This window comes from Micrococcus lylae (assembly GCF_900163825.1).
Taxonomy (GTDB): Bacteria; Actinomycetota; Actinomycetes; order Actinomycetales; family Micrococcaceae; genus Micrococcus; species Micrococcus lylae.
Genome location: NZ_FUKP01000049.1, coordinates 1 through 13,782, shown reverse-complemented (window position 1 = coordinate 13,782; position 13,782 = coordinate 1). Strand labels below are relative to the sequence as shown.

The window sequence follows — 13,782 nt, the reverse complement described above, 5'->3', positions numbered from 1 at the left end:
GAAGCGATCGGGCGTAAAGCGAAAACACAGGTTATCCGGACATGCAGACACGGCAGCCGAGAAGGTCAGCCGGGCACGGAAAGGGTTCTGGCTCCGATGGTGTCCGGACGCAGGGAGTCAGGGATCGGATCGTCGGTCAGATGAGCTGGACTCAGCGAGTTCACACGTTCACCCGGTGATTCGCTACACTGCACGAAGGCCTTTGGCCTGGGCGATGGTTCCGGATGCACGGGCCTGACCTGACTAATGCCGGCTTAAGCCGTGGAGTGGTGATCTGACCTGCTGCTCTGCGGCTCTGACGAGGGACCGTGATGGAGCTAAAGCAGTACTCGCAGATCTTCCGACAGTACTGGATCAGTGCGATGGCCACCTTGCTCGCCTGTATAGGGCTGGCTGCCGCGTTCACGTTCCTCCAAACGCCGAAGTACACGGCGTCGGCATCGGTGTTCATCACCGTGGAGAGCGGCTCGTCCGCTGGGGAACTGTCCTCCGGAGCCACCTACGCGGAGCGTCAGGTGGCTTCCTTCGTGTCCATGGCGGACAGTGCGCTGGTGCTGGATCCTGTGGTGGACGAGCTCGACTTGGACATGACGACGGCCGAACTGGCGGAGAAGGTGTCCGTGATGGCTCCGGCCGACACGTCCATCATCGAGCTGAAAGTTGAAGACGAGGACCCGGCCCGAGCCGCAGAGATGGTCAATGCCGTTGCCGACAGCCTCAGCAACGCGACCAGCGAGGTCGTGCCGCAGGGGCCGGAGAACACTGAACTGGTCACCGCAACCGTCATCGAGCCGGGCGTGGAAGCCGATTCCCCCTCCAGCCCCAACCTGCTGATCAACCTGGCGCTCGGCGCTCTGGTCGGACTCCTCCTGGGATGCGGGCAGGCGATTCTGCGCAGCGTCCTCGACACTCGTATCCGGACCACGGACGACGTGGAGAACATCTCCGATGCACCGGTCCTGGCCTCGGTGGACCGCAACACCGCATCGCCCGAGGCCAAGGAGCAGGACGGACCTTCCCGGGGTGTGCAGTGGGCGAATGCGGAGGCGTACCGGAAGCTCCGCACCAGCATCGGCTTCGTGGGCCTGGGCGGTGAACGGCGCTCGTCCATGGTGATCACCTCGTCCATCCAGGGTGAGGGCAAGACGGAGACCGCGGTCAATCTGGCGCGGGTCCTGGCGCAGGCCGGTGAGCGTGTGCTGCTGATCGACGCCGATCTCCGCCGCCCGCAGGTCGGCCCCCGCCTCGGCCTCGACAGCGAGCTCGGCCTGTCCGACGTCTTGACGGGCCGAGTCGACTTGGAGGATGTCCTCATCGATGCCGACGGGGACTACATGAAGGTGCTCGCTGCCGGCACCGTCCCGCCGAACCCCTCCGAGCTGCTGGGGTCTGAGGCCATGGCACACCTGCTGGCCTTGACTGAGCGTCAGTACGACTACGTGATCCTGGACGCGCCTCCGCTGCTGCCGGTCACCGACTCCGTAGTGCTCGGTGACCAGACCGGCGGCGCCGTGGTGGTGGCACGTTCGGGATACGCCCGCAAACAGCAGCTGTCTGATGCACTGGGCATCCTGAAGACCGCAGATGTGACGGTGCTGGGCCTTGTGCTTAACGACGTGCCGGCCTCGAAGTCCGGGGGATACTCCCAGTACTACTACTGACAGCGCTCCAGCCGCCAGAGACGACGAGAGGTGCGGACCCCATTGTTCCGGGGTCCGCGCCTCTCGTCGTCCCATGTCCGATAAGCCCCCAGGGCCCCTTGACTGCGAACGCGCTGCTCCGGCAGGACAGCCGGGGCCCATTTCTCCTTCCGAGGCGGGATCGCTGTCGAGTCGAGTGTCAGGCGCCCCTCCGTGGAAGACGAAGCTTGCTCGTGAGCTCGGGGCCACTCGCGCGTAATCCGCGTGGGCAGCCGGGAAGAAGTTCTCTGAGGACCCGGCCGTGAGGAGAGGGTCTCCAAACGCCTGCTTTACGGCAAGCCCCGGCGGACGGTCCTCGGAGGGGCCACGGGACAGGGCGCGTGTCCCACCGCCTGCCGGACAGCGTGGGGCATTCGGGAATCCCGTGGCCCCCAAAGCCCCCGAGGCCCGGTCAGGCGTCCTTCACGCTGCGGTTCACCAGGATCCACCAAGCCAGTGCTGCGATCCAGACGTGGATGATCTGCCCCCAGAGGGCGCCCGGCAGGCCCCAGCCGAGGGCGCCGCCGACGGGACCCAGAACCGCAACCACGGAAAGGCTTGCGCGAAGGGTGATGACGTGCCTGCTCGCTGCCACCTGCCGAGCCAGAAGGGGGTAGAGGTTCCAGAGCGTGATGGCCGTCATGTAGAGAGCGACGAGAGGAGCATAGGGATAGAGGCTGTTCAGCGTGCCGAGGTCCAAGCCTGTGTATTCCAATCCGCGCAGCGCGAGGAACGCGATAACGCCGATCAGCAATGAACCAAGCCCCACCTGCACGGCGAGCCTCACGGACCCAAGACGTCGAAGCGGCAGCCGCGTCAGTGCCGGACGCAACGACGAGATGACAGTGCGCATCGGTGCGCTGAGGTTCTCCAGGGCCCGATAGGTGCCGAAATGCGCGAGCCCGAGGATGGGAGCGACCATGTAGGGCGGACCGAGGTTCGACAGATTCGCGATCGCCCCGTCGGAGACCAGCGTGGTGATGTCCTTCTTGTTCGTGCGCAACCAAGCGAAGGACTCGCGGACGCCGATGCGACGGGGAGGTCGCGCGCCGAGCAGCATCGCCACCTTGACGAGCACCCATGACAGAAGGACTTCCAGGAGTCCCACGGTCGGCAACGCGAAGAGCGCGACCGCCGAGGCCAGCACCGCGGCACTGCCGAGCGCGCCCGAGGGCAGGACGTATCTCCAGTCGAAGAGCCGCAGGGCACGGAACGAGGAGCCGTTGGCATAGACCTGGGCGAACACCGCGACGAACAGCAGCGGCCAATAGGGGCGAGTCTCCGTGGAGGTGAGCGCCACCACGGCGGCGACGGCGCCTCCGGCGACGCCCACCAGGATGGTGGCGTTGCTGAACCGATTCCACGAGTTCTCCGCATTCGTGTCTGTCCCGGCCCTGACCCAGACTTCGCTCACGGTCGACAGCTGCAAGGTGTTGGCGAGGGCACCGGCCAGGTAGACCAGGGAGAATGCTCCGTACTGGGCCGGCTGCAGCACCAGCATCGCCAGGATGGGAAGGCCCAGGTTCGCGATGCTGAACAGTATGAGATGGAGCATCACGAACTGTCGCGAGCGGTTCATCTATGGGGCTCCTGTATCAGAATGGCCGCCGTTGACCAGTCGTGGTGGATCGAGACGGAGTCGTCTGGGCGCGCCCATCATTGACTCGAACCGTACGTCTGTCAAGTGGCATGTCGGCACGATGGTGAGGAGGTCTGATGCCCTGACCGCACCCGCCGTGCCTGATGAACAGATCAGATAGAATCATAGGGGGTTCACACGTCCCCTCAGTTCCACAGCGGACTGATCGTACGACGGTGCCGAAGGCCCTGGGTCGAGGTACAGCCTGCAGGAGACAAGACGAATGACGCATGTGGTTGCCAGGCCTGACACGGACAGTGGGCGCAAGGACGCTGAACCGATGTCTGCGTTCATCAGGCTGTCGAGCCTGTCGCTGTCGGACTGGTGCTACCTGCTGGCTCTGACCGGATTCCTCTCTCAGGGAGTCCTGAACACCATCGCCTCCACGCTGGGCGCCGTGATCCCTGCGGTCACGGACGACTGGTTCACTCCCGTGGCCATCCACGTGCCATTCGCCCTGTACATCTGCGCGAGGTTCATCGAGCGGCGGCCGTTGCGATTCATGCCGTTCGTGGTCGTCTACAGCATTCTCCTGATCATGATGCTGCTCTCGGTGGTCCTGCATCCGGAGTACGTCCCCACCATGTTCGATGAGACCTGGAGCGGCAGTCTCTGGAGCACCCTGCTGTCACCGACAGCACCCGTGGTGGCGTTCCTCATCGTCACGCTGGCCCCGTCCGGCCAGCTCATCCTGTTGAGCTTGATCATCGCCTCGTATGCCACGTTCGCCGGAAACGTCGTCCGTTACGCCGCGTCCACTCTCCGCGGGTACTGGATCGCCGTGGACTCCCAGGGAAACGAATACGCTTCCGCCTATGACCTGGGGTTCGGGTACAGCGTGCTGCTGTCCGTTATCGTCTTCACCTTTCTGGCGTTCAGCGGGCGCAGGCCTTGGCTGCATCTGGCAGGCGCCGCGGTGAGTCTCTTCATGATCCTGTTCCTTACTGCGGCGGGGCTTGTCCTCATCGCCAACCTGAACCGGATCCTCGTCTCGATCCAGTCCTGGATGGCGGCTCGAGGGTCGAACGCCCGCTCCCTGGACAGACTCATCGACGGTTCCTTCACGGAGGACGATGCGCGGGACAACCTCGGTCTGATCTCGGCCCGATTGATCGATGAGGGCGGACCCTTCGGCCTAGGTCTTTACGGAGACCGCTACCACATCCGCAGGCAGTACCACTGGGGGTATCCCCACAACTTCCTTGACGAGATGTGGGTGACCTACGGATGGTTGGGCGGAACACTCTTGGTCATCGTGGGGGTGGCCCTGGCCATCCGGGCTTACCTCCGAGCTCGTCACACGCTGCATGCCGCGCTGATGGTCGTCTTCCTGCCCCTGATCTTCCAGCTGTGGGTCTCGATGTCCTACCTGCTCTCGGTGTGGTTCTGGGTACTGCTGGCTGTCACATGGAGGTCGCTCACCTTGCCGCGGGAGGAGCTCGGAGCCGGTGTTCGTGGACGTCCGGGTGCGCCGGAACCGGAATACGGTTGAGCGGCAACGTGTCTGCCGGATTCGTGGATTCGTGCTGTGCGCGCAGTTTCCCGTGGCCCTGCGGGGCGCGGACTGGACTAGGATGCAACATGACCGCGAATGTGAAGGAGTCAGGCCATGCGTAAGCTCCGCATGATGGCCAAAATGGCACGAAAGGCCCGTTTCATGTTCATCGTCACCGGCGATGGGCGCGCCAAGTACATGCGTGACAAGGGTTTGGTGCGGGGGATGGGCGAGGGCGTCCTGTTTCAGCCCAGGAAGCTGCCCAATGATGCCAACCTCATCCGATTCCATGACAATGTCGTCGTCGCCGCAGGGGTGACCTTCGTCGCCCACGACGTGATCAACCGCATGATCGGCAGGCGCAACGGAGTTTCGCTTCCGACGCATGAGGACTGCATCGAGGTCATGGATGACGTGTTCATCGGCTCTGATTCGGTGATCCTTCCGGGGGTGCGGATCGGACCTCGAGCCGTCGTCGCTGCCGGCAGTGTCATTACGAAGGACGTTCCGCCGGACTCGATCGTCGGCGGTGTGCCGGCGAAGAGGATTGGCGACTTCGCCGACCTCGAAGCGCAGAGACTGGCGACTGCCGGACGCTTCGACGGGATGAGCCGGAGCGAAATGGATGACGAGCTGTGGCGTGAGTTCTCAGAACGTCGCGACTCAGCCGGGACTGCATGAGGAGCGTGCTCCACGTCCAAGGCCTCTGAACCTGAACGGGTTCAGAGGCCTTGGACTATCGTGAGCTGATCCTCCAGCCGGTCACCGACGTTCAGGGGACTGGAGCAGACCGTGAAGGATATGGCGTGCGGACTCTTCCAGGCGGTAGCGCGCAGAGAAGTTGTAGTGCCGGCTCAGAACGCCTGAATCCAATCCCAGTGTCCGGTCGTCGCCGGCCGAAGCCTCCCAGGAGATCTCCGCGGGATGACTTGTCTCTGCTCGGACGACGTCGGCGACCGTCTGGGCGATCTCCTTCAACGTCAGCGGATTGTTGCTCCCGATGTTGAGTGCCGGGCCCTCGGGGCGAGGACCGGCCACGGCGACCGTGATGAGCGCCTGTGCCGCATCACGGACATCCATGAAATCGAACGTCTGCTCCCCGCCCTGGATCGTCACCGTGTCACCGGCCAGGAACTTCGTGATGAACCGGTTGACGATCCGGACGTCATAGCCCACGCCGATGAGGCTGGACATCCGGGCGTTGACCAGGACCTGTGGGCTCAGCACCAGCGCGGCGGCCAGTTCCATGGCGTACTTGCCGGTCGAATACGGGGTGTCGCACTCGATCGGGCTGTCCTCAGCAGCGGGTTCCGTGCGTGCCTGCGAGTAGACGCTCTGGGAGGACACGTTCACGAAGCTGTGCAGGTCCACGGACGCGGCGGCCTTGAAGAGCCTGGTGAGGTACTCCAGGCCCTGGGCCATGGCCGTCCCGCCGCGGTTCCAGGGGAAGGCGCAGTTGACCACCACGTCTCCGCTCCGGAGGAATCCTTCCTGGAGCAGCTCCTCACGGGCGTGGACGTGCGGGGCCCGGGAGAGCCGGGGGAACGGAGGCCGCTCGAGCAGCTCCTTCATCTCCGCCGGCCCCTGCGAGCTCACCGCCACCACCTCATGGTCGGTGGTGGCCAGCAGCTCTCGCACGAGGGTGCTTCCCAGGAATCCGCCTGCACCGGTCACCACAAAGCGCATGTCTCTCCCAACGTTGACGTCTGTCTGTGCCTTCAGAGGACTCGTTCTGCCAGGTCGCCCGGGGGGACCGTGTCTGCAATGACCATGGATTCCCCGGACGTGTCCTTCACGTCCACGAGGTCGGCGATCGTGGCCATGCTCTCGCGCATGCCGTCGACCGTGTCGCTGACGCCGATGACACGAACGGCGATCTGCCGCAGCTGCCCCCAGCCTTCTTCGGGGAGTGTCTCTCCCTCGGAGAGGGAGGTGCCCACGGAGAGGACCCCGGGCAGCTGCGCCACGGCGTCCAGTCCCTGGTACTCGCCGACGGTGCCGGGGCGGACCAGGATGGAGACGTTGTACCCGAAGCCGTCATGGCAGGGACGGGCGAGCCTGCCGAGCTCGGGCACGCCCATGGAGCCGGTGACGGCGAAGTGGAGCAGCATGGCCAGCGGGTTGTACCCGCACAGCTGCTCCACGATTCGGTACTCCTGCGTCGGCGTGACACGGTAGCCGATGTCGTAGGTGTGGAAGACGCCGTCGTGGATCAGCCCCTGCATGAACATGATGCCGTTCGTGATCTCGACCGACTTCATCATCTCCACGACGCGGGGGGCGACCTCCTCGAGATACCGGGGAAGGAGCGAACTCGGAGACGAATAGGCGACCGGGAGGCGGTACTGCAGGTCCGGCCCGAAGTCGTGCATGTGCCGGTTCCACATCAGGCAGACGTGGCACTCTCCGTCTTGGAAGACCCAGTAGACGGTGGCCTCTTCGCCCGGCATGAAGCGCTCGATCACGATGTCCTGGGTCCAGGAGTAGTCCCGGGCCACGGCAAGGCTGTCCTCGAGGTCCGTCTGGGTCTGCGCGATGCTGATGCCCCGGGAGCCGCTTCCGTCGGAGGGCTTGATGATCAGGGGGAACTCCGCGGCGGGAATGTCGCCCGAAGTCGCCTCCTCCACCGAGTAGTTCCGCAGCGTGGGCACGCCGAACTCGTGCAGGAGCTCCTTGTACCGCTTCTTGTCCGTGAACAGCTTGATCTGATCGACGGTGGCGTAGCAGGGGAGGCCGGCCTCGGCACAGATCTCCGCATAGGTGGGCAGCCACCGGTCGGAGAAGCCGGCGAGGATCCCGGATACGCCTTCGCGCTGGGCGAGCTCCACCACGGCCGCCACATCACTGGTGCTGACCTGGAAGTGCTCGTCTGCGGCGAACTTCGCCGGGGACTGCTCGGGCGTGTTGTAGTCCGTGACGATCACATGCAGTCCGAGACGGTGGGCCTCGTCGATGATCTCGATGGCCTTGCGCGAACCGTCCAGCAGCAGGAGCTTCTTTCCGGCCAGTGGCTTGGAGTTCAGGTCCATGGTCATGCTCCTTGCTGAGCGTGAGGGGCGGGGGCCGTCATGAGTCCGTTGCGGATCAGCACCTTGTCCAGGGCCCAGGCCGGCAGGGCCGCCGTGGTGATCACTCGCCCCTCGCGGTCGTAGCCCATGAAGGACCCGCGTGAGGAGGAGCCCCTCGCCTTGTTCTGCCGACGGTCCAGGGCCGTCTGCAGGACCCGGAACATCAGCCAGGCGTCGGTCTTGAGCGAGACGTTCTCCACGTACCAGCAGTCGTTCTCGAACTGGTCGTCATAGGACATGGGTCCCTTGGGCGGCCGGGGCGTAGGACACTCCAACCCCGGCTTGACGGCCATGCGCTGGCGGTGGCGATCGCTGAACCGTTCGACGTACTCCGGCACGAGCGGCCGTGGACCGATGAGGGACATGTCCCCCTTGAAGATGTTCCAGAAGTTCAGCAACTCATCCAGGGACGCTCGTCGGATCAGACGCCCCATCTTCGTCACCCGGAGCTCTCCGAGCAGAGGCTTGCCCTGATCGTCATAGGCGTTGCGCATGGTGCGCAGCTTCACCATGCGGAACTTCTTGCCGAGGCGGCCGGGCCGTTCCTGGGTGAACAGGATCGGTCGCCCCAGGTCCTTCAGGGTCACGAGGCACAGGGCTCCGATGACGGGGGAGGAGGCCAGCAGAGCGCCCCCGGACAGGCCGATGTCCAGGGCCCTCTTGCCGTACCGGGTGTAGAAGGTGTCCCGAGGTTCCACCACCGGGTGCAGACGGTTGACGTGGTCCAGGTTCGCCGCGCGCAGCTCGTCCGCCACCTCCCACCGCATCCGCTGGTTGAGGGCGGAGAACTTCTCTTCATAGGACGAGTCAGGAGTGAGCACGCGTGTCCTCCCCGTTCACTGCAGCGATCTCCACGAACTTTCCGGCGACGACGTCGGCGCGGCTGCGCAGCCACTGCGCCGCCGGCTCTCGGCCGAGCTTCCAGGCGACATAGCAGTTGGGGACGCGGGCTCCCGCCATGTGCGAGAAGGGGTAGCCCCCGCCGAACCGCGGGTTGATGTCGATCACGAAGGGATTGGCGTCGTCGTCGACGAACACGTCAACGTCGATGGTTCCGGGGTGGGGGATCGCCTCCGCGATGCCGCGGGCAAGCTCTTCGAAGGGCGCCGAATCGACCGAGACGGCACGGTCGGTCTCCCCGCTGCGCATGGCGATCTTGCGGCGGGCGAGCACGCCGGCGAAGCGGCCGTCCAGATCGCAGACCACGTCCAGCCCGAACTCCACGCCCTCGATCTTCTCCTGGATGACCAGCAGCTCCTCCGGCGCCACCTCGTCCTGTTCGGCGGCGGGGACCCCCTGGCGGGTGGTCACCTCCTGGGACGCTTCCCGCAGCGCATCCGCCAGGCCGGCGCAGTCCACGAACCTCAGTCCACGGGAGGCGCTGCCATAGCGCCCCTTCGTCACGAACGGTCCGGCGGCCTCGCCCTCGGCGGGAGGCTCGCTGCCGAGCCAGGTCACCGGGGACGGCACCTGCGCCTCGGACAGCGCCTGGCTCGTCGAGTACTTGTCCTCGATGAGCCGCTGGGTGTCCGCGTCCAACCGGACCAGGGCAGACCAGTCGTCGGAGTCCGGGAGCATGGCCCAGGTGGAGAGCTCGAAGTCGTTGATGGACACGGCCAGATCGACGTCGTGGTCGAGCAACGTCTGCCGCAGCCAGTCTTCGTACGTGGGGTCGACGACCGTCGGCGCCTGGACGAAGGCGTCGGCGAAGGGCCGCGACGGGGCGAACGGGTCCACGTCGGCGGCGATCACCCTGCCCTCGACGCCGTTCTCCGCCAGTGCGTCCCGGAACCAGCGCACGAGGTAGGGGCGACGTCCCACAGAGGAGAGGAGGATGTTCATGCACGCGCCTCCAGGAAGGTCGTGATCGACTCGGTGACGCGTGCGATCTGCTGCTGGTCGAGCACCGAGCCGCTCGGCAGCGAGAGGCCGGTGGTGAACAGGCGTTCTCCGGTGCCGTCCGTGAAGGCCCGCTTCTGTGCATAGACCGGCTGCAGGTGCATGGGCTTCCACAGCGGGCGCGCCTCGATGTTCTGGTCCGCCAGGTGCGCGCGCAGGTCCTCGGCGGTGAAGCCGGCCTCCTGGGGGTCCACGAGGATGGACGACAGCCAGAAGTTGTCCTGCGTGTCACCGCCGTCGGCGCCCGAAGGCTCACCGAACATGTCCACGCCGGGCACGGTGGAGAAGAGCTCCCGGTAGTGGAGGCGGAGGGCACGACGGCGCTCGATCATGTCCTCGAGGCGAGCCAGCTGTGCCCTGCCCAGCGCGGCCAGGATGTTGGACAGGCGGTAGTTGTAGCCGACGTCCGTGTGCTCGTAGTGGACGACGGGCTGGCGGGCCTGCGTGGCCAGGTAGCGGGTCCGCTGAGCCATGTCCTCATCGTCGGTCAGGAGGGCACCGCCACCCGAGGTCGTCATGATCTTGTTGCCGTTGAAGGACACGGCGGCGGCGACGCCGTAGGCGCCGGACGAGCGTCCGTTGCGCGTCGCGCCGAGGGACTCGGCGGCATCGGAGAGGACCGTGGCGCCGTGGGACTCGGCGATCTGTCCGATGCGCTCGTGGTCCACGACCTTTCCGAGCAGGTCGACGGGCACGACCGCCTTTACGCGCACTCCCTCGGCCTCGAGCTCGGCGAAGGCCTGTTCCAACAGGCTCGGGTTCATGTTGCCGGTCTCGTCAGCGTCCACGAACACCGGCTCCGCCCCGGTGTAGACGATCGCGTTCGTGGTGGCGGCGAAGGTGAGGGACGAGGTCAGGATCACGTCGCCGGGCCCGACCCCGAGGTTGAGGAGGCCGAGGTGCAGGGCCGCGCTGCCGGAGGACAGGGCGACGGCGTGCCGGCGGCCCGTGTACTCGGCCAGTTCGGTCTCGAACGCGTCGACCTCCGGGCCGAGCGGGGCGATCCATCCAGAGCGGAATGCCCGGACGAGGGCGTCCTCCTCCGCCTGGGTGACGTCGGGAGAGGAGAGGAAGATGCGGTCGTTCACGGGCGCAGTCCTGTCTGGTCGTTTCCGGTCGTCTCGGTCTCGTGGTGGTCCGTGGCGGCGGGCTCGTCCGCGGCCTTGTCGGCCGGCGTCGCGTCCGCGGTCGGCTCTTCGGTGATCATGCCCAGCACTGCATCCCTGCCGTCCGGCACCGCCGCGACGTCGACAGGATCCAGAGCAGGCACCTGGACTTCGCTGATCAGCGGATGCTCGCTGGTGGCCCCTGCCTCGGCATTGCTGAAGAGCACCTCGTGCATCTTCTCGCCGGGCCGCAGGCCGGTGAAGTTGATCTCGATGTCCTGGCCGGACTCGGCGATCATGCGCTTGGCCACGTCGAGGATCTTCACCGGCTGCCCCATGTCCAGCACGAGCACGTCTCCGGGACGTCCGATCGCGCCTGCCTGCAGGACGAGCTCACAGGCCTCGGGGATCGTCATGAAGTAGCGGGTGACGTCCGGGTGGGTGACGGTGACCGGCCCGCCCTTCTCGATCTGGTTGCGGAAGGAGATCAGCACCGAGCCGCGGGAGCCGAGGACGTTGCCGAACCGCACGGACAGGTAGGGGACGCCGTACTCGTTGGCGTACCAGGCGGTGAGGCGCTCGGCCAGGCGCTTGGTGGCTCCGAGGACACTCGTGGGCGCGGCCGCCTTGTCCGTGGACACGTTCACGAAGCGCTCGACGCCCACCGAGTGCGCAGCCTGCAGGACGTTGCGGGTGCCCAGGACGTTGGTCCGCCATCCCTCCAGGGGGAAGCGCTCGAGCATCGGGAGGTGCTTGAGTGCGGCGGCGTGGAAGACGACCTCCGGACGATGCCGCTCGAAGACCGCCTGGAGCGCCTCGGTGTCGCGGATGTCGCAGAGGACGATGTCATCGGTGTCCAGCAGGCCGTTGCCGTAGATGTCCAGCTGGACGCCGTGGAGGGCGGACTCGTCGCGGTCGAGGAGCAGGAGCTTCTTCGGGCCCAGGCGGTGCAGCTGCACGGCGAGCTCGGAGCCGATGGAGCCGCCGGCGCCGGTGACCAGCACGACCTTGCCCGTCACGTAGTCGGAGATGGAGGTCAGATCGGTCTTGATGGGCCGGCGGCCCAGCAGGTCGGTGACGTTGAGGTGACGCAGGGATCCGAGCGTGACCTGGCCGCCCACCATCTCGCGCAGCGGGGGCACCATGATCAGGTCGAGGCCCTTGTCCTCGCAGACCTTGCTCACGTTGTCCACGTGTGCCGCATCCGCCCGTGAGATCGCGTAGATCACCGCTTCCGCGCCCTGCTTCTCGGCCACGGCGGCGAGGTCCTTGCCGCGACCGCGGACCTTGTGGCCGTGGACGCGCAGGCGTGCCTTGCCCTTGTCGTCGTCCAGGAAGCCGACGATCCGGTAGGGCGGCTCCTCGGCCTGGCGCATCAGCTGAGCGATCTGGTGCCCGGCGTTTCCGGCGCCGTAGACGAGCGCGGGGACTGCGTCCTTCACGTCGGCACGGGGGCCGGTGTCGGTCATATTGCGGACGGTGAAGCGGCCGGCCAGCATGAACAGCAGAGCCAGCGGCGGCAGGGTGAGCGCGACGCCGCGGGGGAAGTTCATGGAGACGACGCTCAGGGCGAGGCCGATCACCAGGGCGATGCCGGTGACGAGGACGCCGGTCCATCCGACGTCCGAGAAGCTGCCGACGCGGTTGCGCCCCAGGTAGTTCTGCGTGACCAGGCCGGCGCCCACCTGCAGCACCACGGCGATGCCGGTGAACAGGAGGACCCAGTTCCACTGGGCGTTGGACAGGCCGAAGTCGTACCGCACCAGCAGGAAGCCCAGCAGCGCGAGGACCCAGGAGAGGCTGTCCCAGAGGATCAACAGCAGATGTCGGGCCAGGGGAGGCAGGTGGTCGAACCTCGGGCGCGCTGATGTTGCCGTCATCGGTGCAGGAGTTCCTTTCGGGAAACGTCGTTCACACCCACCATAGTGCTGTTTCTCAGGTCTCTCGGCCTCAGGGGGGAACCAGTTCCTGTGCCGGGGAATGGTGGGCGTGGTCTGAGAGCCGTGGGAAGCGTATACAGTCTGGATGACGTTTCGGTAAACAGAAGGGCCTGCGGGAAGCATCGATGCGGTCCGGTGTCTTCGGCGACCGTCTTCCTCGGCGTGGCACCGGGTCCCCGGGACCCGGTGCCACGCCGTCCTGGGTCTCAGCCGCCCAGGCGGTAGTGGCGCTCGAGCGGCGTGCCGTTGACGGCCCGGTCGCCGAGCAGCCGGGCGCGGTAGATCAGCGGGTTGTGGCTGGCGAGCACCCGCGCATTGCGCCAGTGCCGGTCCAGCCCGCGTGTGCGCAGGGTCGCGGAGGCCCCGCCCACCTCGAACAGGCCGGTCGCCGCGTCGAGGGCGGCCCGAGCGATCACCTGCTGGGCGGCGTAGACGGCGGTGTACACCGCGTCCACCTCGGCCTCGGCCAGGGGTGCGCCCGCCGCCTCGGCCCGCAGCGCCCGATCCAGGGGCCCGACGACGGCGTCGAACGCCGCCTGCGCCCCGAACGCGGCGGCCTCCAGCTCACCCACCACCTGCAGCACCTGCGGATCGTCACCGGGCCGCGGGGCTGCACCGTGGGCGGGTGGGGCGACCGTAGGCATCCGCCCGGGCCCGGCCCAGTCCGCCGACGGGTGGTGTCACGTGCCGGTCCCCACCGTCGGGCGGTGGCGTCGGCACCGCCGGCATGACGGGTACCGGTCGCAGGGCCGTCACACCGGGTCACCCGGACCTCGCCGCACCTGCAAACGGCACCGACAGGTTCCGGATGGCGGCGAGTCCGCCCTTGTGACGTGCTGACCGGACCTCCGCTGGACTCGCGGCGGCCCACCGCGTGGGATGGGCTCACCGCCCATCCAGAGCGGCCCAGAGATCTGGCTCGACGACGCCGCAGCAACCCGCCCGCCGCCCCCCAC

Annotated in this window: 11 protein-coding genes; 3 read left to right on the top strand and 8 right to left on the bottom strand. The window is 66.6% G+C overall.

The annotated features are described in order from the left end of the window. The first annotated feature begins 311 nt into the window (after positions 1-311). Positions 312-1,661, top strand: a complete 1,350-nt coding sequence (locus FM125_RS07125; RefSeq protein ID WP_087134119.1) for a tyrosine-protein kinase domain-containing protein — start codon at positions 312-314, stop codon at positions 1,659-1,661. A gap of 430 nt (positions 1,662-2,091) precedes the next feature. On the opposite strand, the gene FM125_RS07120 is transcribed toward FM125_RS07125, so the two are convergent. Further along, complete coding sequence (locus FM125_RS07120) at positions 2,092-3,258, bottom strand: MATE family efflux transporter (RefSeq protein WP_087134118.1); 1,167 nt, start codon at positions 3,256-3,258, stop codon at positions 2,092-2,094. A 340-nt stretch (positions 3,259-3,598) separates the two neighbouring features. On the opposite strand from FM125_RS07120, the gene FM125_RS07115 reads away from it, so the two are divergent. Both FM125_RS07115 and FM125_RS07110 read left to right on the top strand, forming a co-directional pair. Further along, a complete protein-coding gene (locus tag FM125_RS07115; protein ID WP_143745275.1) occupies positions 3,599-4,810 on the top strand; it encodes a hypothetical protein in 1,212 nt (403 codons plus the stop codon). A 117-nt stretch (positions 4,811-4,927) separates the two neighbouring features. Then, the gene (locus FM125_RS07110) at positions 4,928-5,494 is read left to right on the top strand and encodes an acyltransferase (protein ID WP_087134116.1); all 567 of its coding nucleotides are present in this window, start codon (positions 4,928-4,930) and stop codon (positions 5,492-5,494) included. A gap of 81 nt (positions 5,495-5,575) precedes the next feature. On the opposite strand, the gene FM125_RS07105 is transcribed toward FM125_RS07110, so the two are convergent. The 7 genes from FM125_RS07105 to FM125_RS07075 all read right to left on the bottom strand — a co-directional run bounded on the left by FM125_RS07105 (position 5,576) and on the right by FM125_RS07075 (position 13,410). Then, positions 5,576-6,499, bottom strand: coding sequence for an NAD-dependent epimerase/dehydratase family protein (locus tag FM125_RS07105; RefSeq protein ID WP_087134115.1), 924 nt, complete (start codon positions 6,497-6,499; stop codon positions 5,576-5,578). A 32-nt stretch (positions 6,500-6,531) separates the two neighbouring features. Continuing rightward, positions 6,532-7,842 (bottom strand): ATP-grasp domain-containing protein, encoded by a 1,311-nt coding sequence (locus FM125_RS07100; RefSeq protein ID WP_180525423.1) that lies wholly within the window; start codon positions 7,840-7,842, stop codon positions 6,532-6,534. A 2-nt stretch (positions 7,843-7,844) separates the two neighbouring features. Continuing rightward, positions 7,845-8,702, bottom strand: a complete 858-nt coding sequence (locus tag FM125_RS07095; protein WP_087134113.1) for a sugar transferase — start codon at positions 8,700-8,702, stop codon at positions 7,845-7,847. Continuing rightward, on the bottom strand, positions 8,689-9,723 hold the full coding sequence (locus FM125_RS07090; RefSeq protein ID WP_087134112.1) for an ATP-grasp domain-containing protein: 1,035 nt from the start codon (positions 9,721-9,723) through the stop codon (positions 8,689-8,691). Before FM125_RS07090 ends, FM125_RS07095 begins: the two co-directional genes overlap by 14 nt. After that, positions 9,720-10,868 (bottom strand): DegT/DnrJ/EryC1/StrS family aminotransferase, encoded by a 1,149-nt coding sequence (locus FM125_RS07085; RefSeq protein ID WP_087134111.1) that lies wholly within the window; start codon positions 10,866-10,868, stop codon positions 9,720-9,722. Before FM125_RS07085 ends, FM125_RS07090 begins: the two co-directional genes overlap by 4 nt. Continuing rightward, on the bottom strand, positions 10,865-12,766 hold the full coding sequence (locus FM125_RS07080; RefSeq protein ID WP_087134110.1) for a polysaccharide biosynthesis protein: 1,902 nt from the start codon (positions 12,764-12,766) through the stop codon (positions 10,865-10,867). The genes FM125_RS07085 and FM125_RS07080 overlap by 4 nt, the downstream gene beginning before the upstream one ends. A gap of 266 nt (positions 12,767-13,032) precedes the next feature. Further along, positions 13,033-13,410, bottom strand: coding sequence for an acyl-CoA dehydrogenase family protein (locus FM125_RS07075; RefSeq protein ID WP_245829873.1), 378 nt, complete (start codon positions 13,408-13,410; stop codon positions 13,033-13,035). Between the last annotated feature and the right edge of the window lie 372 nt (positions 13,411-13,782).